The following is a 23,523-nucleotide window of genomic DNA, read 5'->3' as shown; positions in this document are numbered from 1 at the left end:
CACAGGAAAATTGGCAATTAAATGTCGCGTATCCCGCCCTTCGCATAACAAAACTGCGCAGACCGCGCGGCTGGCCGGGGTGCAATCCGGCAGCCTTGGCTTAAGCTGACCCCGACGGCGCGGGCCTGCCGCGCCGCGACGGGACCGCCCATGCCGCTCTGGATCGCCACCACCCTCGCCGCCGCCCTGCTGCAGACCTGGCGCACCGCGCTGCAGCAGAAGCTGCGCGGCCAGCTCTCGGTCAATGCCGCGGGCGTGGTGCGCTATCTCTACGGCGTGCCGGTGGGGATGCTGCTGCTCGGCCTCTATGCCGCGCTTTTCGGCTTCGTGCCGCCGCCGCCGAGCTGGGGCTTCCTGGCCTTCGCCGCGGCGGGCGGGCTGATGCAGATCCTCGGCACCAACCTGCTGATCATGGCCTTCGGCGCCCGCGGCTTCGCCGTCGGCACCGCCTATGCCAAGACCGAGGCGGTGCAGGGCGCCATCCTGGCGCTGATCCTGCTGAACGAGCAGCTTTCCCTCCTCGCCTGGATCGGCATCGCGATCGGCGTGGGCGGGGTTCTCTACCTGTCGCTGGCGGGCAAGAAGCTGACACCGGCGGAGCTGGTCCGCTCCACCCTGCAGCCGGCGGCGCTTTGCGGCCTCGGCGCCGGCGGCTGCTTCGCGCTGACCTCGATCCTGATCAAGTCGGCCAATCTGGAGCTGGCGCATCCCGACCCGGTGCTGCGCGCTCTGGTCACCCTGGTCTTCACCAATATCCTGCAGACGCTGATGCAGGGCGGCTGGCTGGCCTGGCGCGAGCCTGCCCAGCTGCGCGCCGTCTTCGCCACCTGGCGCAGCAGCGCCCCGGTCGGCGCGCTCTCCGCCTGCGGCTCGGCCTGCTGGTTCAGCGGCTTCGCGCTCGCCCCCGTCGCCATGGTGCGCGCCCTCGGCCAGACCGAGATCCTCTTCACCCTGCTGTTCAGCCGCTTCTACCTGAAGGAGAGCCTGAAGCGCAGCGAGGTGGCCGGCGCGATCATCGTCGTCGCCGGCGTGGTGCTGGTGCTGCTCGGGCGCTGAGCGCCGCTTTCCTGGCGGCATAATCCGGACGTTAAGCTGAAGCGGGCTAGATCACGGCAGCGCGCCTCGGTGGCGCCCGCAGGAGCCCGGCGATTCCCATGTCCTTCCTCAGCAATCTCGGCATCCGCAGCAAGCTGGGCCTGGCCTTCGGCCTGCTGGTGGTGATGGTCATGGCGATGGGCGGCATCAGCGTCATGGCGCTGCGCTCGGTCAACCATTCGACGCTCGACCTGGCCACCAACTGGATGCCGGCGGTCGATGCGCTGGGCGACCTGCGCGCCACCGCGACGCGGGTGCGGCTCGTCGCCTTCCAGGTGGTCACCGCCGAGAACCCCACCGCCCGGGCCGAGGCCCTGAGCCGGCTGGAAACCCGGCTGACCGCGCAGAAGCAGGCGATGCAGGCCTATGCGGTGCTGATCTCGGAACCGGCCGAGCGCACCGCCTATGCCGCCTTCAGCCAGCACTGGCAGAGCTACCTGGCCGCCCAGGAGCGCGCCTTCGCCCAGAGCCTGCAGGATCGGTCCGCCGCCATCACCGCCTTCAGCGCCCCGGCCGCCGCCATCTTCAACCAGGCCTGGGAAGCGCTGGAAGCCGCCAAGCAGGCCAATCGCGACGGCGCGCAGCGCAGCATGGCCAATGCGGACGACACCTTCACCCGCTCGGTCTGGCTGGACGCGCTGCTGGCCGGCATCACCCTGCTGGTGGCGATCGGCGCCGCGCTCTGGCTGACCATGGACCTGGGGCGGCCGGTCAACCAGATCGCCGAGCGCATGCGCAGCCTGGCCCAGCGCGACCTGACCAGCCCGATCCCCGGCAGCGGCCGCCAGGACGAGATCGGCGGCATGGCCGCCGCCGTCGCCGTCTTCCGCGACAGCATGGCCGAGGCCGAGCGGCTGGGCGCCGAGCAGGCCGCCGCCCAGCAGCGCCGGCAGGAGCGCAGCCACCGCATGGACGGGCTGGTGAAAAGCTTCGAGGAGGCGGCCGGCGGCCTGTCCAGCCACCTCTCCGCCGCCGCCGCCGAGCTCGAGGCCACCGCCCGCTCGATGAGCGACACCGCCGGCCAGGCCGGCCGCCAGGCCAGCGCCGTCGCCCATGCCGCCGAGGAGACCAGCGGCGGCGTGCAGACCGTCGCCGCCGCGGTGGAGGAGCTCACCGCCTCGATCGCCGAGATCAACCGGCAGGTGGCGCAATCGGCCACCATCACCGCCCGCGCCACCGCCGAGATGCAGCGCACCGACGCCACCGTGCGCGCCCTGGCCAGCGGCGCCCAGCGCATCGGCGACGTCATCGGCCTGATCAACAACATCGCCGGCCAGACCAATTTGCTGGCGCTCAATGCCACGATCGAGGCGGCCCGCGCCGGCGAAGCAGGCAAGGGCTTCGCGGTGGTCGCTTCCGAGGTGAAGAACCTGGCCAGCCAGACGGCGAAGGCCACGGAGGAGATCAGCGCCCAGATCGCCCAGATCCAGGCCGCGACGCAGGAGGCGGTCGGGGCCATCCAGGGCATCGGCGGCACCATCGGCGAGATCAGCAACATCGCCGGCAGCATCGCCACCGCCGTCGACGAGCAGGGCCAGGCGACGCAGGAGATCGCGCGGTCGGTGCAGAAGACCGCCACCTCGACGCGGGAGGTGACGCAGAACATCTCGGGCGTCAGCCAGGCGGCCAGCGTCACCGGGCAGTCCGCCCAGGACGTGCTGGATGCCGCCGGTCAGGTCGCCAAGCAGGCCGGGCAGCTCGGCGTCGAGGTCGGCACCTTCATCCGCGCCGTGCGCGCGGCCTGAAGCGCAATCCAGGGTGGTGAGGTGCAGGAGCGGGGAAAGCCGCTTCCGGCCTGTCCGCCGTTCCGCCGCCCTTCAGCAGCCCGGCCGCGCCCTTCCGGGCGGCGAGGCAGGCGTCAGGCGGCGTCTTCCCGACGGTCCCGCGCCTTCACATAGGCGACGGCCGCGTGCTCGGGGCAGTAGGGCTTCCCGGGAATGGCTTCGGCGGTGCAGAAGCGGAAGTCGGGCGTGCCCGGCTCGCCGATCGGCCAGCAGCAGGAACGGCCGCCGCTGCGCTGGAACGGGCGGACCACGGCGATCGGCGGGGCGGGCGGCAGGCGGCGCGGCGGCGCGGCCGGGCGGGGAGCGGCCATGGCGGGCGGCATGGTGGCCGGCGGCAGCGTGACCATCGCCGGCATGACCGGCTCCGGCGCGCGCGGCGGCGGGGCCGGCTCGGCGGCGACCGGGGCGGGAGCAGCCGCGGGCGGCCGGACAGCGGCGGCCGGCGTGGGCGCGGCAACCGGTGCTGCAGGCGGGGTGGCGGCGGGAGCGGCAGCGGCCATGGTGCCGGTCTCGGCCTCGCGGCGGATCGGGCTCGGGCGCGGCGGCAGATTCAGGCGATGCGCCTTGCCCACCACGGCATTCTTGGAGATCCCCATGCGGCGGCCGATCTCGGCCGTCGAATGCCCCTCGGCCCAGAGCGCGCGGAGCGCGTCGATAGCTTCAGCCGTCCAATCCATAGGCCTAAACTCCTGCCTCCACCACCATATACGGTAGTGAAACGGGCGATGGTGGCACAAGATGCGGCAGGGAGCGGGACTCCAAAAAGGTGTGGAAAACCTCTGCCGCAAGTGAATTCGAAGTGATGGCGAAGTCGTAACCAAATGCGCAGGCGGAGGACGCGATGACGTCCCCCGCCAAGGACCGGTTCCGGCTTAGAACAGCAGGCCCTTGCGCAGCATGCCGTGCACGCCTTTCTCACCATTCACCGTCTGCGTCACGCGGAAATCGACCGCCAGCGAGCAGAACTGATACGCCTCTGCCGCAGAGATGTTGGCGCGCGCCACGATGAAGGCGATCATCTCGCGCAGCGCCTGCTTCATGGCGAGGTCGAGATCCTCGTGGATGCCCATGCTGATATAATGGGTCGGCGTCTCGGCGCGCGGGAAGGCCAGCGCCGGCTGGCGGGCGCCGCCGCCCTTCTCCACCGTCAGGCGGAAGCGGCCGGTCAGGCACATCTCGAGCGCGGTGATGCAGACCTCGCCATCGCCCTGCACGCCATGCCCGTCGCCGGCGCTGAACAGGCCGCCGGCGGTGTGCACCGGCAGCCACAGCGTGGTGCCGGCAACCAGCTCCTTGTTGTCCAGATTGCCGCCATGCGCGCGCGGCTCCTTGGTGGAGATCTGCCCCCAGGCCTCGGGCGGCGCCACGCCCATCACCCCGAAGAAGGGCGAGAGCGGCAGGGTCAGCCCGCCATGATCCGGGCCGAAGGGCAGCCGGCAGGTCCTTTCCGCCTGGTCGACCGGGATGTGGATCAGCCGGCGATAGGGAAAGTCTTCCGGCAGGGTGCCGACCAGCGGGCGGAACAGGTTGTAGCCCCAGTCGGCGCCGGGCTCGATCGCCTCGATCTCGACGCGCAGCGCATCGCCCGGCTCGGCGCCGGCGACGGCGACCGGGCCGGTCAGGATATGCGGCCCGAGGCGCGGCACCCGGCCGTCCTCGACCGCGGCATGGATGGCGGCCAGCGCCGGCGGCACGGTCAGGCCGCTGCCGGCGGGGGGCAGCACCTCGGCCGGGCCGGAGACGCAATGCATCACCACGCGGTCGCCCGAGGCGATGGTCAGCGCCGGTCCGAAGCTGGCGTCGAAGGCGCCCCAGCGCACCGTCTCCGGCGTGGCGTGCAACTCATGCGTGGCGGACATGCGGCGCGGCTCCTTCTGGCAAGACGGCAAGCTTCCCGGCGCGCGGCCGCGCGGTCAACCGGGGTTCAGCGGCCGACGAAGCCGCCCGACTGCCGCTGCCACAGCCGGGCATAGGCGCCGCCGAGGGCGAGCAGCTCGGCATGGCTGCCCTGCTCGACGATGCGCCCCGCCTCCAGCACCACCAGCCGGTCCATCCGCGCCAGGGTCGACAGGCGGTGCGCGATGGCGATCACCGTCTTGCCGGCCATCAGCCCGTCGAGCTGCTGCTGGATCGCCGCCTCGACCTCGGAGTCGAGCGCGCTGGTGGCCTCGTCCAGCACCAGGATCGGCGCGTCCTTCAGCAGCACGCGGGCGATGGCGATGCGCTGGCGCTGGCCGCCCGACAGCTTGACGCCACGCTCGCCGACCTGCGCGTCATAGCCGCGGCGGCCGCGCCAGTCCTGCACCGCGGCGATGAAGCCAGCGGCCTCGGCGCGGGCGGCGGCGCGCTCGATCTCCGCGCGCGCGGCGTCGGGGCGGCCGAAGCGGATATTGTCGGCGATCGAGCGGTGCAGCAGGGCGGTGTCCTGGGTCACCACGCCGATGGCGGCGCGCAGGCTCTCCTGCGTCACCCCAGCGATGTCCTGGCCATCGATGCTGATGCGCCCGGCCTGGGGGCTGAAGAAGCGCAGCAGCAGGTTGATCGCCGTGGTCTTGCCGGCGCCGGACTGGCCGACCAGCCCGACCCGCTCGCCCGGCGCGATGTCGAGCGTCAGGCCGTGCAGCACCCCCTGCCCGGCCCCGGCATAGGTGAAGTCCACCGCCTCGAAGCGGATGCGACCCTGGGTCACCCGCAGCGGCTGCGCGCCCTCGGGGTCCGGCGCGGTGGGCGGCACGGCGATGCTGCGGCTGGCCTCCTGCACCACGCCGATGTTCTCAAAAATGCCGGCGACGTTGAAGGCGACCCAGCCGGAGATATTGGCGATCTGCCAGGCCATCGGCAGCGCCGCGGCGACGGTGCCGAGGCCGATCCGGCCGGAATCCCAGAGGCTGAGCGACAGCGCCGCCATGCCCACCAGCAGCGTCGCGTTCAGCGCCGACAGCAGCAGCCCGTTCAGCGTGATCAGCCGCATCTGGCCCTGGAAGGCGGCGGTCAGGCTGCGCAGCCCGTCGCGCACCACCGCATCCTCCTCCTCCGCCCGGGCGAAGAGCTTCAGGGTCAGGATGTTGGTGTAGCTGTCGACGATGCGGCCGGTGAGCAGGCTGCGCTGCTCGGAGGCCGCCTTAGCGCGGTCGCGCAGCCGCGGCACGATGACGCGCAGCAGGGTACAATAGGCGGCGAACCACAGCAGGATCGGCAGCGCCAGCCAGAGATCGGCCGTCGCCAGATAGGCCACCGCGCCGGTGCCATAGACCAGGATGTACCAGACCGCATTGACCGCCTGGACGACGCTCTCGCGCAGCGCCGGCCCCGCCTGCATGACGCGGGCCGAGAGGCGGCCGGCGAAATCCTCCTGGAAGAAGGCCCAGCCCTGGCGGACCACGTGCCAATGCGCCTGCCAGCGGATCAGGCTGGTGACGCCGGCATTGATCGCCTGCTGGCTGATCAGGTTCTGCAGGAAGATGGCCGAGGGCCGGCCGAGCAGCAGCACCGCCGCCATGCCGAGCAGGCTGCCGCCGGCCTCGGCGAAGAGGTTGCCCGGCGCATGCGCCGAGAGCAGGCCGACGACGCGGCCGATGAAGACCGGGATCAGCGCGTCGAGCAGCGCCACCAGCAGCCCGGCCAGGAAGAGCAGGACGAAGAGCAGCCGCGCCTGGCGGATGAAGTACCAGTAGAAGGCCAGCAGCCCGGCGGGCGGCGGCTCGGCCGGGACCGGCGTGCCGAGCAGCCGGCTGGCCCGCGCGCCCGGCGGCGCGACGGGATCGATCAGGGTCTCGAAGAATCGGAAAGCCATGCCGGGGCAGAGCGCGCCTTGCCCCGGCGCAAGTCAAGCGACGCCTCGGCGAGGCCGGGTCTCAGCGAGACGGGGTCAGAGCCAGCCCTTGCGCTTGAAATAGGCGATCGGCAGCAGCGCGCTGACCACCATGACCAGCAGCGCCAGCGGATAGCCGAAGGACAGCTGCAGCTCCGGCATGGTGGCGAAGTTCATGCCGTAGATGCTGGCGATCAGCGTCGGCGGCATCAGCGCGACGCTGGCCACGGTGAAGGTCTTGATGATGCCGTTCTGGTCGATGTTGATGATGCCCAGCACCGCGTCGAGCAGGAAATTGGCCTTGTTGTTCATGAAGGCGGCATGCTCGACCAGGGAGCGGACGTCGCGCAGCAGGCTCTTGATGGTCGCCCGGTTCTCCTTGCGCACCGCCAGCGACTTCTCGGCGCCGACATAGGTCAGGATGCGGGTCAGGCCGAGCAGGGTCTCGTTGGCGCGGCTGGTCACCTCGCCGACCTCGCCCAGCGCGATCAGCACGTCCTTCATCTCGGCGTCGCGCGCCTTGACCTTCACCTTGCTGGTGCCGCGGGCATTGCGGAAGGCCTGCTTGCTGGCGCGGTCCATGTCGCTGCCGACGCGCTCCAGCACATCGGCCAGGCGGTCCACCACCTGCTCGAACAGATGCAGCATGACGCCGTCCGGGCTGGCGATCAGCGAGGGCGTCTTCTGCACCCGGTTGGCGAAATTGGCGAAGGCCTTGGGCGTGACGTAGCGGATGGTGACCAGGGTGGTGCTGGCCAGCACGAAGGTGATGGCGGTCGAGCCGTATTCGCCCTCGTCGACGCCGTAGAGGAAGTTCGCCGTCAGGAACAGCGCCTCGTCCTCCTTGTAGAGCCGCGAGGAGCTTTCGATCTCCTGCATCTCCTCGCGGGTCGGGATCTCGAGGGCCAGCGCCGCCTCGACCGCGCGGCCCTCCTCGAGCGTCGGCGAGAGCAGGTCGATCCAGACGGCATTGCGTGCCGTCTCGAGATCGGGAATGCCTTCCTGCCGCCGGGTGCGGCCATCCTGCACGCTGTAGGTGGTGATCATGCGCGCGCTCCGCCGGGCAGAAGGGGGATCGGCCCGGCGCCACGCGGCGCCGGGCCTTGAGGGGGTTCGCCGGTGCTCGGGCCGGTTCCGTCAGGCCGCCAGCCGCGGCACCGGCAGGCCGAAGCGGGCCGCGACCGCCGGGAAGTCGGCCGCCGCCGGATGCCGGCCAGAGGCGACCGTGCCGTCCTGCGGCCGCACCAGCTGGCAGACCTGCAGCCCGGCATTGGCCGCGGCGTCCAGCTCTTCCGCGATGTCGGACAGGAAAAGGATCTCCTCCGGCGGGCGGTGCAGGCCCTGGGCGATGGCGGCGTAGCTGGTCGCCTCCCGCTTGTGGCCGATGGCCGTGTCGAAGAAGCCGCCGAACAGCGGCGTCAGGTCGCCTTCCAGCGAATGCCCGAACAGCAGCTTCTGCGCCGCGACCGAGCCGGAGGAATAGACACTGAGGAAGATGCCGGCGCGCGCCCAGGCCCGCAGGCAGGGCGCGACATCCGGCCAGAGATGGCCGCGGATCTCGCCACTGACGAAGCCCTGGCGCCAGATCAGGCCCTGCAGGGTCTTCAGCGGGCCGATCTTGGCGTCCTCGGCCATCCAGCGGCGCAGCGCGGCGACAGCGTCCTCGCCTGGCTCGGCCAGGCGGGCGGCCTCGGCCAGGCAGGCGGCGACCTCCGGATTCGCCGCCTCATCCGCCAGGAAGCCGTCCAGCGCCCGCTCGGCATAGGGGAACAGCGTTTCCTTGACGAAGGCGATGGCGCTGGTGGTGCCCTCGATATCGGTCAGCACCGCGCTGAGCGGCGCCGGCAGCGGCGCCCCCGGCCCCGGCCCGCTCATCCGGTCACCGCCGGGAAGCGATCGGCCATGTCGGTGCCGCTGTAATGCGGGGTCCAGCCGGTGGTATCGGTGAAGATGCGCAGCGCCGTGACATGCGGCTCGGTGCCGGCGTCGAACCAGTGCTGGGTATTGGCCGGCACGCTGATCAGGTCGCCGCGGGTGCAATGCGCGTCGTAGACCTTGCCGTCGACATGCATGATGAAATTGCCCGCGCCCTCGTGGAAGAAGCGGATCTCGTCCTCGGTGTGGATGTGCTCGGACAGGAACTTGGCGCGCAGCGCCTCCTTCTGCGGATGGTCCGCGGTCAGGCGGATGACATCGGCGGTGCCGGCGGCATGGCCGGCCATGAAGGTGTCGAGCTGGCTGCGATAGGCCTCCAGCACCGCCTCGGCCGAGGCACCCTCGGGCAGCGGCGCCACCTCCCAGCGCTCGAAGCGGACGTTGATCGGCGCCAGGGCGGCGGCGATCTCGGCCGGGTCGCTGGCGCGCAGCAGCTCGGCGCCGGTCGCGGCGTCCTTGATGGTGAGCAGGCTCATGCGGGGTTCCTCCGGTCCTGAAGCTCGCAGTCGAGCATGAATTCCAGCGCCTCCAGCCGCGCCAGCGCCGCATCCATGTCGCGCGCCCATACATAGACGCCGTGGCCGCGGATCAAATAGCCCGGCGGCACGGCACCGGGGGCGGCGTCCCAGCGCGCCTCGACCACGCCCTGCAGCCGGGCGATGTCCTGGTCGTTGTCGACCACCGGCAGCTCGACGCTGGCGGCATGGGTGGCGAGGCCAGGGAAGGCCTTTAGCAGCTCGTAGCCGGCCAGGGTGAGGCTGGCGCCGGCGCGGCGCGACAGCACGGTATTGGCGACGGAATGGCCATGCAGCACGGCGCCGGCCTCGGGGAAGCGGCGGTAGATGCCGCAATGCAGCAGGGTCTCCGCCGAGGGGCGCAGCGCGGGATCCTCCGGCCGGCCGTCGAGATCCACCACCATCACCGAGTCGCGGCCGAGGAAGCCCTTGTGCTGGCCGGACCGCGTCACCGCGACCCGTCCCCCCGGCAGCCGCAGCGAGAAATTGCCGGCGGTGGCGGGCACCCAGTTGAACCGGTCCATGCGGCGGCCGGCGCCGATGATGGCGTCGATCGCCTCGGGCGGGACCGGGCCCTGCGGCGGCAAGGCGGGGGCATGGGGGTCGGGCATGGCAAGGCTCCCGGCAGGAGAATCGGGCTGGGCGGGATCGGTACCCCGCGGCGGGCTGATAGCGCAGGATGGCGGCAATGGCAGCCACCGCGGCGCCGCCGACCCGGCAATGTCACGCGGCGGGCGGCTGCCGGATGACGCGGCCGTCATCCCGTGCCACCCGCGGCGGCACGGTCAGCCGGCCGGCAGGGCGCATGAAAAAGGCCAGGCCCGCGGCCGAAGCCACGTCCTGGCCAGACGCTCCCCTGCCCCGCTTGGTGGCGGGGCGGGTCGTCGCCCACGGGATCCCGGCCGGCGGCAGGCGCGGCCGGGCAGCCCTCAGGCGGCGGGGTGGGAGGAGGTCGAGGTCCGCTGCTCGGTGCTGGCGGCGCGCGCCTGCTGCACCGGGGCGGACAGGTTGCCGGCCGGCGGCGGCGGCGTCTCGGCCGCCATGGAGGCGTCCTTGTCGTCGTCCTCCTTCATGTTCTGCTTGAAGGACTTGATGCCCTTCGCGAGGTCGCCCATCAGGCCGCTGATCTTCCCGCCGCCGAACAGCAGCAGGACAACGAGCAGCACGACAAGCCAATGCCAGATGCTGAAGGAACCCATAGCCACGCCTCGATCAAATTGGGGCGGCCAGCGACCTGAACGGGGACGTCCCTGCTGGCCTGACCGCGAGTGCTCGCCACACGGGGGACACTACTGTCCCGTTCCCCGCCAGGCAAATGAGGAGATGGCGTGAATCGCGCCCGGAAACAACCGCTCTTGCAGGCGCATGACATTTCCTCCATATATTTTCTTGATCCGGGCCCCTCTGGCGACCCGGCGATGCCCCGAGGCCTGCGCATGCGCCGGCCCCGGGACGTCGCTACCGCGATGTCGGATCGACTTCTCGCGCAATCCGGGCCCGGTGCGCTTCCCCTGCAGGCATGATGTCCTGCCGGCGGCCGGGCCCCTATTCTGAGAGGCCGTAGCCCGCATGGAAGCTTCTGTCTGGTTCTGGGTAACCTTCAACGCTGCGGTCCTTGGACTGCTGCTGATCGACCTTGGCGTCTTCGCCCGCAAGGAGGCGAATGGCGACCCGGCGCCGGTGCCGGTGAAAACCGCGCTGATCAAGTCGGCCGCCTATGTCGGCTTGGCCATCGCCTTCTTCTTCTGGCTGCGCTTCAGCTATGGCGCGACGCCCGATGAACGCGCCGCCAAGAGCCTGGAATTCCTCACCGGCTACGTGATCGAATGGTCGCTGTCGGTCGACAACATCTTTGTCTTTGTCCTGCTCTTCGCCAAGTTCGGTGTCCCCGCCGCCTATCAGCACCGCGTGCTGTTCTGGGGCATCCTGGGCGCGCTGGTGATGCGCGGCATCATGATCCTGGTCGGCACCGCGCTGATGCGCGAATTCGACTGGATGATGATCCTGTTCGGCCTGTTCCTGATCTGGAGCGGCTGGAAGATGCTGCGCGCCGCCGATGACGAGGAGGATCCGACCGAAAGCCCGATCCTGGCCTGGCTGCGCCGCCGCCTGCCGGTGACCGACGGCTTCCGCGGCAATGCCTTCACCGTCCGCGAGGCCGGCAAGCTGATGGTCACGCCGCTGCTGCTGGTGCTGATCCTGGTCGAGCTGACCGACCTGTTCTTCGCCCTCGACAGCATCCCGGCGATCTTCGCGGTCTCGACCGACCCGTTCATCGTCTATACCGCGAACGTCTTCGCCATCCTCGGCCTGCGCGCCATGTACTTCGCCCTGGCCGGCGTCATCCACCGCTTCAAGTACCTGAAGCATGGCCTGTCGATCGTGCTGATGATCGTCGGCGCCAAGATGCTGGCCAACTGGTTCGCCGGCGGCAAGGCGGTGCCGGTGGAATACGCCCTGGCGCTGACCGCCACTATCATCGCCGGCTCGATCGCGCTGTCGCTGTGGAAGACCCGCGGCCAGAAGGTGATCGACGAGCGTGCCCCGGGCGAGCGCCCGGTCGAGGATTCCCTCTAAGTCCCGACATCCCAGGGGGCCCTTCCCGGCCCCCTGGGAACCTTCTTCACCCGTCCGCGGTGATGCCGAGCTTGCGGATCATGCCGCCCCAGCGGGCGGTCTCCGCCTCGACCATGGCGCGCAGCTCCGCCGGGCCGCTGCCGACGATCTCGAAGCCCGAGGTGTCCAGCGTCTGCTTCACCGCCGGGCTGGCCAGCGCCGTCCTGGTCTCGCGCGCCAGCCGATCGATCCGCTCGGCCGGCATCGAGGCCGGCGCCACCAGCGCGTTCCAGGCATAGGAGGTCGCCCCCTCCAGCCCCGATTCGACCAGGGTCGGCACGGCGGGCAGCTGCGGCAGCCGCTTCTCCGACGTCACCGCCAGCGCCACCGCCTGGCCCTCGCGCAGCTGCGGCAGGATGCCGGCGACGGTCAGGATGATGGCGCTGATCCGCCCGGCCACCAGGTCGAGCACCGCCTGCGGGAAGCCGCGATAGGGCACGTGCTCCAGCGCGATGCCGGTGCGCGCCTTGATGTCCTCCATCGCCAGATGCCCGCCCGAGCCGGCGCCGACCGAGCCGAAGGTCAGCATGCCGGGCTCCGCCTTCGCCTTGGCGACGAAGTCGGCGAAGCTCTTCACGCCGAGCGTCGGATTGACCACCAGCACCTGCCCGGCCCGCGCCAGCCAGGAGATCGGCGCCAGGTCGCGGGCCGGGTCATAGGGCAGGTTCGGATAGAGCGCCAGGGCGGTGGCCAGCGGCCCGTTGATGGTCAGGCCGAAGGTGTGGCCATCGGTCGCCTTGGCCACCATGTCGGTGCCGATATTGCCGCCGGCGCCGGCCCGGTTGTCGACCACGCAGGGCTGGCCGAGCGCCGCCGTGTAGTGCGGCGCCAGCACGCGGCCCAGGATGTCGGGGGTCGAGCCCGCCGGAAAGGGCACCACCAGCCGCAGCGGCCGGTCCGGCCAGGCCGGCTGCGCCCGCAACAGGCGCGGCGCGCCCAGGCCAATGGCGCCAGCGGCGCCCAGAGCAGGCAGGGAACGGCGGGACAGGGTCACGGACAGCTCTCCGGGCAGGGGATCGCGGCCGATTGAGCACGACAGCGCAACGGCGTCCAGCCGGTCAGCGCGCCGCCATGACACTGCTGCCATGCACGAAGCCGGCCGCCGGATAGCTGGTGGCGCCATAATCGCCGACCGGTGGATACCAGACCTTCACCAGCGACCAGTCGTTGCGCGGCGAGACGTCCAGCACCGGCTGGTCGCGCATGATGCGGCCCTTCAGGCTGCCGCTGGCCCAGTTGGCGTGGTCCACCCGGATCTCGCGCGAGGAGACGACGCGGCTGACCACCGCCAGGTGCCCGTCGCGCATCCGCCCGCTGCGGGTCAGCACCAGCACGCTGCCGCGCCGCGGGCTGTGGCCGCGCTCATAGGCGCCGGCCGCCGCGTCCCACCACAGCCAGGCATCGCCGCGCAGGTCGATCCCCGACCGCGCCCGCGCATAAGGCACGCAGGTCACCGGCTCCTGCAGCGCGGCGGCGCCCAGCACCGGCCCGCGCGGCGTGCCCCCGCCACATGCCGCCAGGAGCAGCGGCAGCAGCAACAGCCAGACCCTCATCCTTCGAAAAACCCCCTGGTCCCCAAGGGGTGGCTTAGCAGGTTCATGCGAGGGGTGAGAAGGAAGACAGGCCTGAAGGCCAGGGGGAATGAATTCCCCCTGGACCCCCATCTTTTTTCTGGAGTGACTGCCGTGTCCACGTGGAGACGGGACGTGCAACGGCCCGGCCGTCCCGCCGGGCTGCCCGGGTGTGGCCGCCGGTGAAGCGCAGGTCTGGCAATGGCCGGTGAACAGAAAGAAGAAGGGGTCCAGGGGAATTCATTCCCCTGGCCTGCCTCTGGCTTCCCTGGTCAGGCCGCCTGCCGCGCCGCCGGCACGCCGCGCATCCGCCCGCCGGGGGTCCCGCCGGGGACGGCAGCCGACAGATCGGCGGCGACGAGGAGCCTGGACCAGTCCACCCCCGTCTCGACGCCCATGCGCCGGAACATCCAGACCAGGTCCTCGGTCGCGGTATTGCCGGTGGCCCCCGGCGCGAAGGGGCAGCCGCCCAGCCCGCCGGCGGCGCTGTCGAAGACCCGCACCCCGGCCTCGAAGGCGGCGAGCGCGTTGGCCACGCCCATGCCGTAGGTGTCGTGGCCGTGATAGGCGAAGGGGTTCTTCCAGTCGCGCAGCAGCGCGCGGAACACCGTGCTCACCTGGTCGGGCGCGGCATTGCCGGTGGTGTCGGCCACGCCGATCTCCAGCGCCGGGTCGAGCGCGCAGGCCCCGGCGATGAAGGCGATGGCGTCCTCCGTCGGCACCACGCCCTCGAAGGGGCAGTGGAAGGCGCAGGACAGGTTGAAGCGCATCTTCTTGCCCGCGGTGGCGGCCTCGGCGACCAGGGCGGAGAGCTCGGCCAGGCTGTCGGCGCGCGAGCGGTTGAGATTGGCCTGGTTGTGCGCCTCGGTCACCGACATGAAGAAGCCGAGCCGGTCGGCCCCGGCCGCCATGGCCAGGTCGAAGCCCTTGCGGTTCGGCACCAGCACCGTGCATTCCAGGCCGGGCAGCTCTTTCGCGGCGGCCAGCACCTCGGCGGTGTCGGCCATCTGCGGCACGTGGCGCGGGCTGACGAAGCTGCCGATCTCCATCCGGCGCAGCCCGGCCTCGTAGAGGGCGCGCACCATGGCGATCTTGGTGGCGGTCGGCACGAAGGGGCCGATCGATTGCAGCCCGTCGCGCGGGGCGACCTCGCTGATGGCGACGCTTTCGTTCATGGTCACGCTTGCTCCCCCAGCCAGTCCTTGAAGACCCGGTCGTTGTGCGCACCGGCGGCCGGTCCCGTCCAGCGCACCATGTCGCGCGGCGCCACGCCGTCGAAGCGGAAGGGCGCGGCCGGGTGCAGGATCGGGCCGATCAGCGGGTCCTCGACCTGCATCACCGTGTCGCGGGCGCGGAAATGCGGGTCCTCGGCGATGTCGCGAATGTCGTAGAGGCGCGAGGCCGGGACCTCGGCGGCTTCCAGGATGTCCTGCGCCTCCTTGGCCGGCAGGGTGCGGGTCCAGCCGGCGATGGCGGAGTCGAGTTCCTCGACGTTGGCGCAGCGGCCGCCATTGTCGGCCATGCGCGGATCGGCGGCGAGCTCCGGCCGGCCGATCGCCGCCATCAGCCGGCGGAAGATCAGGTCGGAATTGCCGGCGACGCAGAGCCACTTGCCGTCGGCGCAGGGGTAGGTGTTGGTCGGCGCCGTGGTCGGGATGGCGGCGCCGGCGGGCTGACGGATTTTCCCGGTCAGCCCGTATTCGGGGAGCATCCCCTCGGTCAGGCTGACCACGCTGTCGACCAGGCTGATGTCGATGATGCGGCCCGGCCCGCCCTGCCCGGCGTCGCGGCCCCAGCAGGCGGAGACGACGGACATGGCGGCATACATGCCGGCCAGGTCGTCGCTGATCGAGATGCCACAGCGGGGCGGCGGCAGCTCGGTCTGGCCGGGATTGGCGGTCAGGTGGCGGAGGCCGCCCATGGCCTCGCCGATGGCGCCGAAGGCCGGCTTGTCGCGATAGGGCCCGTCCTGGCCGTAGCCGGAGATGCGGGCGATCACCAGCCGGGGATTCGCCGCGTGCAGCACGGCGGGGCCGAGGCCGATGCGCTCCAGGTAGCCGGGGCGGAAATTCTCGACCAGGGCATCGGCGCGGGCGGCCAGGGCCTTCAGCCGGGCCTGGTCGCGCGGATTCTTCAGGTCCAGCGTGACCGAGAGCTTGTTGCGGCCATGGATGCTGAACCAGACCGGATGGCCGTCCTGCCTGCTGCCCCAGTGGCGGATCGGGTCGCCCTCGGGCGGCTCGACCTTGACCACCTCGGCGCCCATGTCGGCCAGCAGGCGGGTGGCGAAGGGGCCGGCGATATAGTGGCCGAGCTCCAGCACCTTCAGCCCTGCCAGTGGCAGTCGCGGATCGGCCATGTGCCTGCTTCCCTTTCCCCGGTCTGGGCCCAGGCTTGGGCGAGCCCGGCCGATCGGGCAAGGGCCGCCCTCCCGATTTTTCGGCCCGTTTCCCCTGGCCCGGCTTTTTTTGCCGCCCCGGAAACCCTGCATCAACCATGGCCGCGGCAGGATGCGTCCGGGCCACGATCCCATGGCCCTGTCTCTCCCGATCGGCGCCGGACCCCGAAATCCCTCGGCGCCGCCGCATCACCCGGCCTTCCCGATGCGGTCATGCAACTGGGGGGCGGATCCTCCCCCGGGGATCCGCCCTTCTTTTTTGGCCGGGCGCCGCCTGGCGTGGCGCCATGACGCAGGGCGCGCCGGATGCCAGTGAGCTGGACCAGTGGCCGGCGGCACTGTGGTGGACGGCCACACGCCGTCCTTCATGCAGGCGCGCGCCGACAACCCGGCACTGAACGACATGACCGTGTCGCCATGGATCGCCCGGGGATCGCCCTGGGTTCGCCCCGTGAAATCCCCCTTCGCACGCTGGCTTGGCGGTTCTACGCTTCCCGCTTCACGCCGGACTGACATGGCGAGGGGAGTGCAGGGATGCTGCGGAGACAATTCGGCGCCGTTCTGGCGCTTGGTGCCACCCTTCTGGCCGGCAGTGCCGCCGCGCAGCAGCGCGACCTGACGGTCGTCTCCTGGGGCGGCGCCTATCAGGACGCCCAGCGGGAGATCTTCTTCCGGCCGTTCCAGCAATCGACCAGCTCTCGCCTGCTGGAGGAGACCTGGGATGGCGGCGTCGGCGTGCTGCGCGCCAAGATCCAGTCCGGCGCCAACAACTGGGACGTCGTCCAGGTCGAGAGCGAGGAGCTGCTGATCGGCTGCGAGGAAGGCCTCTTCGAGAAGATGGATTTTTCCGCCATCGGCGGGCGCGAGCGATTCATCCCCGAGGCCGTCAGCGAATGCGGCGTGGGGAACATCCTCTACTCCTTCATCCTGGCCTTCGACCGCGCCCGCACGCCGAACGCGCCGCAGAGCTGGGCGGATTTCTTCGACACCCAGCGCTTCCCCGGCAAGCGCGGGCTGCGCCGCGGCCCGAAGGCGACGCTGGAGATCGCGCTGCTGGCCGATGGCGTGCCGCCCGGCGAGGTCTACAAGCTGCTGGCCACCAATGCCGGCGTCGACCGCGCCTTCCGCAAGCTCGACCAGCTGAAGCCCAGCATCATCTGGTGGGAGCGCGGCAGCCAGCCGGCGCAGCTGCTGGCCAGCGGCGAGCTGGCCATGACGGTCGCCTATAACGGCCGCATCACCGCGGCCAACCAGACCGACAACCGCAATTTCGGCATCAGCTGGCGCAACAACCTCTTCACCCTGGACAGCTGGGTGGTGATGAAGGGCACGCCGAACCGCGCCGCCGCGCTGAACTTCATCAACTTCGTGACGCAGCCCGCCCGCCAGGCCGAGCTGCCGCCGCGCATCCCCTATGGCCCGACGGCGCGCGGCGCCCAGGACAACCTGCCCGCCGCGGTGCTGGCCAACCTGCCGACCACGCCCGCCAATGCCGAAGGGGCGCTGCAGATCAGCGACCAGTTCTGGCTCGACAACCTCGACAAGCTGAACCAGCGCTTCAACAACTGGGTGTCGCGGTAAGCGTGCGGGCACGCTGGATGGCGGCGGCGCTGGTGGCGCCGCTGCTGCTCTTCCTGCTGGCGGTCTTCGTGCTGCCGATCGGCGCCTTCCTGACCCGCGCCGTGCAGGAGACCGATGTCGCGCCGGTGCTGCCGCGCACCGTCGCGGCGCTGTCCGGCTGGAACGGCCAGGGCCTGCCGGATGACGCCGCCTTCGCCAGCCTGGTCGCCGACCTGAAGGAGGCGCGCGCCCGTGACCAGGAAACCGGCGGCGGCGCCATCGCCCGTGCCGCCGCGCGGCTGAACGCCGACTGGCCCGGCTTCCGCAGCCTGCTGCCGCTGACCGCGCGCCGCGTCGCCGCGGCCGAAGGCCCGCCACGCGAGACCCTCATCGGCATCAACGAGGATTGGGGCACTGGCCTGCCCTGGCTGGCGATCCGCCGCGCCGGCGGGCCGCTCACCGATTTCAACCTGCTGGCGGTGCTCGACCTGAAGCGCGACGCCGCCGGCGACATCGCCGCCGCCGCCGAGGACGCCGCCATCTTCCGCGGCATCCTCTGGCGCACGCTGTGGATCGGCGCGCTGGCGACGTTCATTTGTCTCGCCATCGGCTATCCTTTGGCCTGGCTGATCGCGACGGCGCCGGCCCGGGCGGTCCCCTGGCTGCTGGCCGGCGTGCTGCTGCCCTTCTGGACCAGCCTGATCGTGCGCACCGCCGCCTGGATGGTGCTGCTGCAGCGGGAAGGCGTGGTCAATGCGACGCTGGCCGCGCTGAACATCACCGACGGGCCACTGCCGCTGCTGTTCAACCGCGGCGCCGTGCTGCTGGCCATGGTGCATATCCTGCTGCCCTTCATGGTGCTGCCGATCTATGCCAGCCTGAAGGCGCTGGACTGGCGGCTGCCGCGCGCCGCCGTCTCGCTCGGCGCCTCGCCGATGCGGGCCTTCCTGCGCATCTCGCTGCCGCTGTCGCTGCCCGGCATCGGCGCCGGCAGCCTGCTGGTCTTCATCCAGGCGCTGGGCTTCTACGTGACGCCCGCCCTGCTCGGCGGCGCCAACGACCAGATGGTGCCCTATTTCGTCGCCTTCTATGCCAGCCGCACGGTCAACTGGGGCATGGCGGCCGCGCTCTCCTGCCTGCTGCTGCTGGCGGTGGCGCTGGTGGTGCTGCTCTATGGCCGGCTGGTCGGCTTCGGACGGGTGAAGACCGCATGACCCCCTCCCGCATCCTGCTGTGGAGCACCGGCCTCCTCGCCATCCTCTTCCTGATGGCGCCGGTGCTGGCGGTGCTGCCGCTCTCCTTCTCGGCCGGCTCCTTCCTGTTCTACCCGCTGCCCGGCCTGTCGCTGCGCTGGTACGCCGATTTCTGGAGCTCCGACTTCTGGCTGCCCGCCCTGTGGAACAGCCTGCGCATCGGCGCGGCGGCGGCGCTGCTGGCCGGCAGCCTGGGCACGCTGGCCGCCTTCGGCCTGTGGCGCGCGCCCTTCCCGGGCAAGACGCTGATCATGGCGATCCTGCTGGCGCCGATGGTGGTGCCCGCCATCATCGTCGCCGTCGCCCTGCTGCTGGCCTTCGGGCCGCTCGGCCTGACCAACAGCTTCACCGGCCTGGTGCTGGGCCATTCGGCCCTCGGCGCGCCCTTCGTGGTGGTGACCGTGCTGGCCGCGCTGCAGCAGTTCGACGCGGTGCAGCTGCGCGCCGCCGCCTCCTGCGGCGCCTCGCCGGCGCGCGCCTTCTGGCGCGTCTGCCTGCCGCAGATCATGCCGGGCGTCGCCGCCGGCGGGGTCTTCGCCTTCGCCACCTCGCTCGACGAGGTGGCAGTGGCCCTGTTCATCGCCGGGCCCGCCCAGCGCACGCTGCCGCGACAGATGTTCTCCGGGCTGAACGATTCGATCAGCCTGACCATCATGGCCGCGGCCATGGTGCTGGTGCTGATCTCGGGGCTGCTGCTCCTCGCGGTGACGCTGCTGAAGCGGCGCCAGTAAGGCCGGGGGCGCCGCCCCCCGGACCCCGCCATCGAGGGGGCCGGCCTTCGGCATTTGACCCTTTTGCCGCCACGCCGGCGCCCCGCTTTGGCCACAAGCGGCGCCAAACCTCGACGTCGGGCCCGCTCACCGAAACCGGCGCGGGCGTCACGGTTTTAGCTGACTCGTGGGGGTCGGGTTTCTCGCAGCCCCCGCCGAGCAAAGGATCGCCGATGAACCGACGTGGATTCCTCTCGCGTCTGCTGGCCGTCGCGGTCGCCGCCCCTGTCGTGGCGGCGGCCCCGGTGGTGCTCAGCAGCGAGGCGGAGGCGCAGCCCTATCCCTATCGCCGCCCCTATCGCCCGCCGCCGCCGCCGCGCTACCGCCGGCGCTATTACCGCGGCTATCGCCGGCCGCCGCCGCCGCCGCGCTACCGCCGCCGCTACTACCGCCGCCCGCCGCCGCGGCGCTGGTAGGCCATACCCCGCCTTCCCCCGGCCGCAGGGCCGGGGGCAGTCGAGGCGGGCGCCGCATCCCCCTTCCTTTCGCCGCATCCCGCACCAAACTCCCGCGTTGAGGAAACAACCTCATCCAGGGAGATGCGCCATGACCCAGACCCTTCTCGCCCGCCGCGGGGCCTTGATCGCCGGAGCCTCGCTGCTCGCCGCCGGCCTGCTGCCGGGGCGCGTCTTCGCCCAGGCCGCGGCACCGGCCGCCGCTACCGGCCCCTACACCCTGCCGCCGCTGCCCTATGCCAATGCCGCGCTGGAGCCGCATATCGATGCGGCCACCATGGCGCTGCACCATGACCGGCACCACGCGGCCTATGTCACCAACCTGAACGCCGCGCTGAAGGACCATTCGGCACTGGCCGGCATGAAGCTCGAGGAGCTGCTGGCCAAGCTGCCCGAGGCGCCCGAGGCGGTGCGCACGGCGCTGCGCAACAATGGCGGCGGCCATGCCAACCACGCCATGTTCTGGCAGATCATGGGCGGCCAAGGGGGTGCTCCGACCGGCGAGCTGGCCGAGGCGATCACCCGCGACCTCGGCGGCTTCGACAAGATGAAGACCGATTTCAACGGCGCCGGCGCCCGCGTCTTCGGCTCGGGCTGGGTTTTTGTCACCGTCGACAAGGCCGGCAAGCTGGCGATCGCCAGCAAGCCGAACCAGGACACGCCGCTGATGGAGGGCGGCCGGGTGCTGCTCGGCAACGACGTCTGGGAGCACGCCTATTACCTGAAATACAACAACCGCCGCGCCGACTACCTGGCCGCCTGGTGGAACGTGCTGGACTGGTCGAAGATCTCGCAGCGCTATGCCGCGGCGAAGGCCGGCACGCTCGGGATCTGAGGCCGAGGGGAGAGCCGGATCGCCCGATTGCGATTCGGCTCTTCCGGCGCCAGCCGGCAGGATCGGCGCCATGCATCGCCTGCCGCTCCGCCTCGACAAGCTTCGATTCGCCCTCTCGCGCGCCCGCCGCCGCGGCGCCCGCGGCCCTGACCGCCTCGCCTGGGGCGGGCTGCTGTCGATGGCGCTGCTGGCGGCGCTGCCGGCCCAGGCGGAGATCCGCTTCGACCGGATGAGCGGCGCCGCCCTGCTCGGCGCCCTGCGCGGCGAGGCAGAGTTGAATGACCCGGCGGGCGAGGCCGGCCGCGCCGTCGCCACCACCCGGGCCCATGCCTATATCGACGGCGTGCTCGATGCCGGGGTCCCGCAGGTCTGCCCCGGCCCCGCCCTCAAGCCGCAGGAGCGCGACGCGCGGGTCTTCGACTACCTGGCCGCCCTGCCGCCGGCGCGGCTGCGCGACGGCGCTGCCCCGCTGGTCCGCCTGGCGCTGCGCTGCTGATCAAGCCGCCGCGAAAGCGTGCGCGTGCTCGGCATCCCAGGCCAGGGCCGCCGGGCCACCGGGCTCGGGCAGCTGGCCGCCGCCGATGGCGCGCTTGACCAGGATCTCGCCGCCCTCGCCCAGGCCGAGCCGCAGCCGCACATGGTCGCCCTGGAAGATCGCCTCGCGCAGCACCGCCGGCAGCGCGTCCTCGCCCAGCGTCGAGGCCTCGACCGCGGCCACCGCCACCCGCTCCGGGCGGATCGCCAGCAGGCAGCGGCTGCCGGCCGGGCCGGAATCGACCGGCCGTGCCCAGACCTCCGGCCCGCAATCCAGGGCGACGCGGGCCAGCCCGTCCTCCAGCCCCAGCACGCGGCCGGGCAGCCGGTTGTTCTCGCCGACGAAGCCGGCGACGAAGGCATTGGCCGGGGTCTCGTAGATCTGCCGCGGCGGCGCCAGCTGGCGGATCAGCCCGCCCTCGAAGACCGCGATGCGGTCGGAGAGCGTCAGCGCCTCCTGCTGGTCATGGGTGACGTACATCATGGTCAGCCCGAGCCGCTGGTGCAGCGCGCGGATCTCGTATTGCATCTCCTCACGCAGCGCCTTGTCGAGCGCGCCCAGCGGCTCGTCCAGCAGCACGATCGGCGGCTCGAAGACCATGGCGCGGGCCAGCGCGATGCGCTGCTGCTGCCCGCCCGAGAGCTGCGACGGGCGGCGGTCGCCGAAGCCCTCCAGCCGCACCATCGACAGGGCGCGCTGCACCCGCGAGGTCCGCTCCGCCTTGGGCACGCCGCGCACCTCCAGCGGGAAGGCGACGTTCTCGGCCACCGACATGTGCGGGAACAGCGCGTAGGACTGGAACACCACGCCGATGCCGCGCTTGTGCGGCGGCAGGCGGGCGATGTCGCGCCCCTCCAGCAGGATGCGCCCCTCGCTCGGCAGCTCGAATCCGGCCAGCATCATCAGCGTCGTGGTCTTGCCCGAGCCCGAGGGGCCGAGCAGCGTCAGCAGCTCGCCGCGCCGCACCTCGAGATCGAGCTGCCGCACCGCATAGCCGCCGGAGGCCGGGCCATAGGCCTTGCGCACGCCTTCGAACCGGACCAGGGCTTCCGCCATTCGCACCATCCCCCAACGCCACGCCAAGCGCGACAGGCATCGGGCCCGGCGCCCCCGCTTGTCAACCGCCGCAACCCCCGCAACTCTGCGGGCGACAAGAACGGAGGATCGTCGATGACCGATGCGGATGCCAGCCTGATCGCGACCCGGGAGGGCGCCGGCGACCAGCCGGTTGGCCGGCTGCTGATGAACCGCCCGCGGGCGCTGAACGCGCTGGATCTGCCGATGATCGACGGCTTCGCCGCCGCCATCGCCGCATGGCGCGACGATCCGACGCTGCGGCTGGTGCTGCTGGAAGGCGCCGGCGACCGCGCCTTCTGCGCCGGCGGCGATGTCCGCCAGGTGCGCCAGCAGGTGCTGGATGGCGACCGCGCGGCGGTCGATGCCTTCTTCTCCCGCGAATACGCGGTGAATGGCGGCATCGCTGGCTTCCCGCGCCCCTGGGTCAGCCTGATCGACGGCATCTGCATGGGCGGCGGCCTCGGCGTCTCGGTGCATGGCAGCCACCGCATCGTCACCGAGCATGCGCTGCTGGCCATGCCGGAGACCGCCATCGCCCTGTTCCCCGATGTCGGCACCAGCCATGTGCTGCCGCGGCTGCCGGGCGGGCTCGGCCGCTGGATCGCGCTGACCGGCGCCCGGCTGAAGGGCGCCGAGGCGGTCGAGGCGGGCCTCGCCACCCATTTCGTGCCGCGCGACAAGCTGCCGGCGCTGCGCCAGGCGCTGCTGGCGCATGGCGACGCCAGTGTCATCGACGACTTCGCCGAGGCGGTGCCGCCCGGCCGCATCGCGTCGCTGCGCCCGGCCATCGACCGCTGCTTCGCGCATGACGACCGCGCCGCGATCGAACGCGCCCTGGAGGCCGAGGGCACCGACTGGGCCGCCGAGCAGCTCGCCATCCTGCGGCGCGTCTCGCCGACCAGCGTGGCGGTGACCCTGGAGTTGCTGAAGCGCGGCGCGACGCTCGATCTGCCCGGCTGCCTGGAGCAGGAGCTGGTGCTGACCCGCACGGTGACCCAGCACCCCGACTTCGCGGAAGGCGTCCGTGCCGTGCTGGTCGACAAGGACCAGTCGCCGACCTGGCAGCCGGTGGCCGACATGAAGGCGATGTTCGAGGACTGAGACAGCCAAAGGCCAGGGGCGTGATGCCCTGCCGCGCCCGCCGCTGAGGCGCCGGTCATCGGACGGCCGGTGACCAGAAAAAAGAAGGGGGTGGGGGGGGGGGGTGGATTACCCCCCCCCCCGCCCCCCCCCACCCGCCCCGCGGGGCGCCCCCGGGCGCCCCCCCCCCCCCCCCCCCCCCCCCCCCCCGCCGCCCGCCCGCGGCGCGGGGC

The 23,523-nt window shown here is 71.6% G+C and carries 23 protein-coding genes; 10 read left to right on the top strand and 13 right to left on the bottom strand.

The features are described 5' to 3' along the window. Positions 1 to 150: 150 nt before the first annotated feature. Positions 151 to 1,056 carry a DMT family transporter gene (locus WFI16_RS24990; protein WP_419900581.1) on the top strand — a complete coding sequence of 302 codons (906 nt, stop codon included), beginning with the start codon at positions 151 to 153 and terminating at the stop codon, positions 1,054 to 1,056. Between the two features lie 98 nt (positions 1,057 to 1,154). Then, positions 1,155 to 2,840 carry a methyl-accepting chemotaxis protein gene (locus WFI16_RS24985; RefSeq protein WP_419900580.1) on the top strand — a complete coding sequence of 562 codons (1,686 nt, stop codon included), beginning with the start codon at positions 1,155 to 1,157 and terminating at the stop codon, positions 2,838 to 2,840. A 113-nt stretch (positions 2,841 to 2,953) separates the two neighbouring features. Here the strand turns inward: WFI16_RS24985 and WFI16_RS24980 are convergent, their stop codons facing one another. The 8 genes from WFI16_RS24980 to WFI16_RS24945 all read right to left on the bottom strand — a co-directional run bounded on the left by WFI16_RS24980 (position 2,954) and on the right by WFI16_RS24945 (position 10,339). Next, positions 2,954 to 3,556, bottom strand: coding sequence for a GcrA family cell cycle regulator (locus WFI16_RS24980; protein ID WP_419900579.1), 603 nt, complete (start codon positions 3,554 to 3,556; stop codon positions 2,954 to 2,956). A 195-nt stretch (positions 3,557 to 3,751) separates the two neighbouring features. Beyond that, a complete protein-coding gene (locus WFI16_RS24975; RefSeq protein WP_419900578.1) occupies positions 3,752 to 4,738 on the bottom strand; it encodes an acetamidase/formamidase family protein in 987 nt (328 codons plus the stop codon). A gap of 65 nt (positions 4,739 to 4,803) precedes the next feature. Beyond that, on the bottom strand, positions 4,804 to 6,672 hold the full coding sequence (locus tag WFI16_RS24970; protein WP_419900577.1) for an ABC transporter ATP-binding protein: 1,869 nt from the start codon (positions 6,670 to 6,672) through the stop codon (positions 4,804 to 4,806). Between the two features lie 75 nt (positions 6,673 to 6,747). Then, entirely contained in the window at positions 6,748 to 7,737 is a 990-nt protein-coding gene (gene corA, locus WFI16_RS24965; protein ID WP_419900576.1) for a magnesium/cobalt transporter CorA, read from the bottom strand. 90 nt (positions 7,738 to 7,827) lie between these two features. Continuing rightward, a complete protein-coding gene (mtnC, locus tag WFI16_RS24960) occupies positions 7,828 to 8,565 on the bottom strand; it encodes an acireductone synthase (RefSeq protein ID WP_419900575.1) in 738 nt (245 codons plus the stop codon). Continuing rightward, positions 8,562 to 9,101, bottom strand: coding sequence for a 1,2-dihydroxy-3-keto-5-methylthiopentene dioxygenase (locus tag WFI16_RS24955; protein WP_419900574.1), 540 nt, complete (start codon positions 9,099 to 9,101; stop codon positions 8,562 to 8,564). The genes mtnC and WFI16_RS24955 overlap by 4 nt, the downstream gene beginning before the upstream one ends. Next, positions 9,098 to 9,751: a methylthioribulose 1-phosphate dehydratase gene (locus WFI16_RS24950; protein WP_419900573.1), complete on the bottom strand. Its 654-nt coding sequence runs from the start codon at positions 9,749 to 9,751 to the stop codon at positions 9,098 to 9,100. The genes WFI16_RS24955 and WFI16_RS24950 overlap by 4 nt, the downstream gene beginning before the upstream one ends. A 318-nt stretch (positions 9,752 to 10,069) precedes the next feature. Next, positions 10,070 to 10,339, bottom strand: coding sequence for a twin-arginine translocase TatA/TatE family subunit (locus WFI16_RS24945; protein ID WP_419900609.1), 270 nt, complete (start codon positions 10,337 to 10,339; stop codon positions 10,070 to 10,072). 370 nt (positions 10,340 to 10,709) lie between these two features. Here WFI16_RS24945 and WFI16_RS24940 point away from each other — a divergent pair, with 370 nt between their 5' ends. Next, entirely contained in the window at positions 10,710 to 11,717 is a 1,008-nt protein-coding gene (locus WFI16_RS24940) for a TerC family protein (protein WP_419900572.1), read from the top strand. A gap of 46 nt (positions 11,718 to 11,763) precedes the next feature. On the opposite strand, the gene WFI16_RS24935 is transcribed toward WFI16_RS24940, so the two are convergent. The 4 genes from WFI16_RS24935 to WFI16_RS24920 form a co-directional block, all read right to left on the bottom strand. Continuing rightward, positions 11,764 to 12,750: a Bug family tripartite tricarboxylate transporter substrate binding protein gene (locus WFI16_RS24935; protein ID WP_419900571.1), complete on the bottom strand. Its 987-nt coding sequence runs from the start codon at positions 12,748 to 12,750 to the stop codon at positions 11,764 to 11,766. 64 nt (positions 12,751 to 12,814) lie between these two features. Continuing rightward, positions 12,815 to 13,309 carry a CHAP domain-containing protein gene (locus tag WFI16_RS24930; protein WP_419900570.1) on the bottom strand — a complete coding sequence of 165 codons (495 nt, stop codon included), beginning with the start codon at positions 13,307 to 13,309 and terminating at the stop codon, positions 12,815 to 12,817. 290 nt (positions 13,310 to 13,599) lie between these two features. Beyond that, the gene (locus tag WFI16_RS24925; RefSeq protein WP_419900608.1) at positions 13,600 to 14,502 is read right to left on the bottom strand and encodes a hydroxymethylglutaryl-CoA lyase; all 903 of its coding nucleotides are present in this window, start codon (positions 14,500 to 14,502) and stop codon (positions 13,600 to 13,602) included. A 2-nt stretch (positions 14,503 to 14,504) separates the two neighbouring features. Then, positions 14,505 to 15,686, bottom strand: a complete 1,182-nt coding sequence (locus tag WFI16_RS24920) for a CaiB/BaiF CoA transferase family protein (protein WP_419900569.1) — start codon at positions 15,684 to 15,686, stop codon at positions 14,505 to 14,507. Positions 15,687 to 16,259: 573 nt separating this feature from the next. Here WFI16_RS24920 and WFI16_RS24915 point away from each other — a divergent pair. The 6 genes from WFI16_RS24915 to WFI16_RS24890 all read left to right on the top strand — a co-directional run bounded on the left by WFI16_RS24915 (position 16,260) and on the right by WFI16_RS24890 (position 21,094). Next, on the top strand, positions 16,260 to 17,306 hold the full coding sequence (locus WFI16_RS24915; RefSeq protein ID WP_419900568.1) for an ABC transporter substrate-binding protein: 1,047 nt from the start codon (positions 16,260 to 16,262) through the stop codon (positions 17,304 to 17,306). A gap of 2 nt (positions 17,307 to 17,308) precedes the next feature. Continuing rightward, positions 17,309 to 18,499, top strand: coding sequence for an ABC transporter permease (locus WFI16_RS24910; protein WP_419900567.1), 1,191 nt, complete (start codon positions 17,309 to 17,311; stop codon positions 18,497 to 18,499). After that, on the top strand, positions 18,496 to 19,269 hold the full coding sequence (locus WFI16_RS24905; protein WP_419900566.1) for an ABC transporter permease: 774 nt from the start codon (positions 18,496 to 18,498) through the stop codon (positions 19,267 to 19,269). The genes WFI16_RS24910 and WFI16_RS24905 overlap by 4 nt, the downstream gene beginning before the upstream one ends. A 212-nt stretch (positions 19,270 to 19,481) precedes the next feature. Beyond that, a complete protein-coding gene (locus WFI16_RS24900) occupies positions 19,482 to 19,724 on the top strand; it encodes a twin-arginine translocation signal domain-containing protein (protein WP_419900565.1) in 243 nt (80 codons plus the stop codon). Positions 19,725 to 19,854: 130 nt separating this feature from the next. Next, positions 19,855 to 20,598, top strand: a complete 744-nt coding sequence (locus tag WFI16_RS24895; protein ID WP_419900564.1) for a superoxide dismutase — start codon at positions 19,855 to 19,857, stop codon at positions 20,596 to 20,598. A gap of 70 nt (positions 20,599 to 20,668) precedes the next feature. Beyond that, entirely contained in the window at positions 20,669 to 21,094 is a 426-nt protein-coding gene (locus WFI16_RS24890) for a Rap1a/Tai family immunity protein (RefSeq protein ID WP_419900563.1), read from the top strand. Here WFI16_RS24890 and WFI16_RS24885 read toward each other — a convergent pair whose 3' ends face one another. Next, a complete protein-coding gene (locus WFI16_RS24885) occupies positions 21,095 to 22,189 on the bottom strand; it encodes an ABC transporter ATP-binding protein (RefSeq protein ID WP_419900562.1) in 1,095 nt (364 codons plus the stop codon). It lies immediately after the preceding gene. A gap of 114 nt (positions 22,190 to 22,303) precedes the next feature. On the opposite strand from WFI16_RS24885, the gene WFI16_RS24880 reads away from it, so the two are divergent. Further along, positions 22,304 to 23,311 (top strand): enoyl-CoA hydratase/isomerase family protein, encoded by a 1,008-nt coding sequence (locus tag WFI16_RS24880; protein ID WP_419900561.1) that lies wholly within the window; start codon positions 22,304 to 22,306, stop codon positions 23,309 to 23,311. The last annotated feature ends 212 nt before the right edge of the window (positions 23,312 to 23,523 follow it).

It is taken from the genome of Roseomonas sp. USHLN139, from assembly GCF_037145735.1.
GTDB lineage: Bacteria > Pseudomonadota > Alphaproteobacteria > Acetobacterales > Acetobacteraceae > Pseudoroseomonas.
The sequence above is the reverse complement of the archived record's forward strand: the minus strand, read 5'-3'. Positions and strand labels throughout refer to the sequence as shown.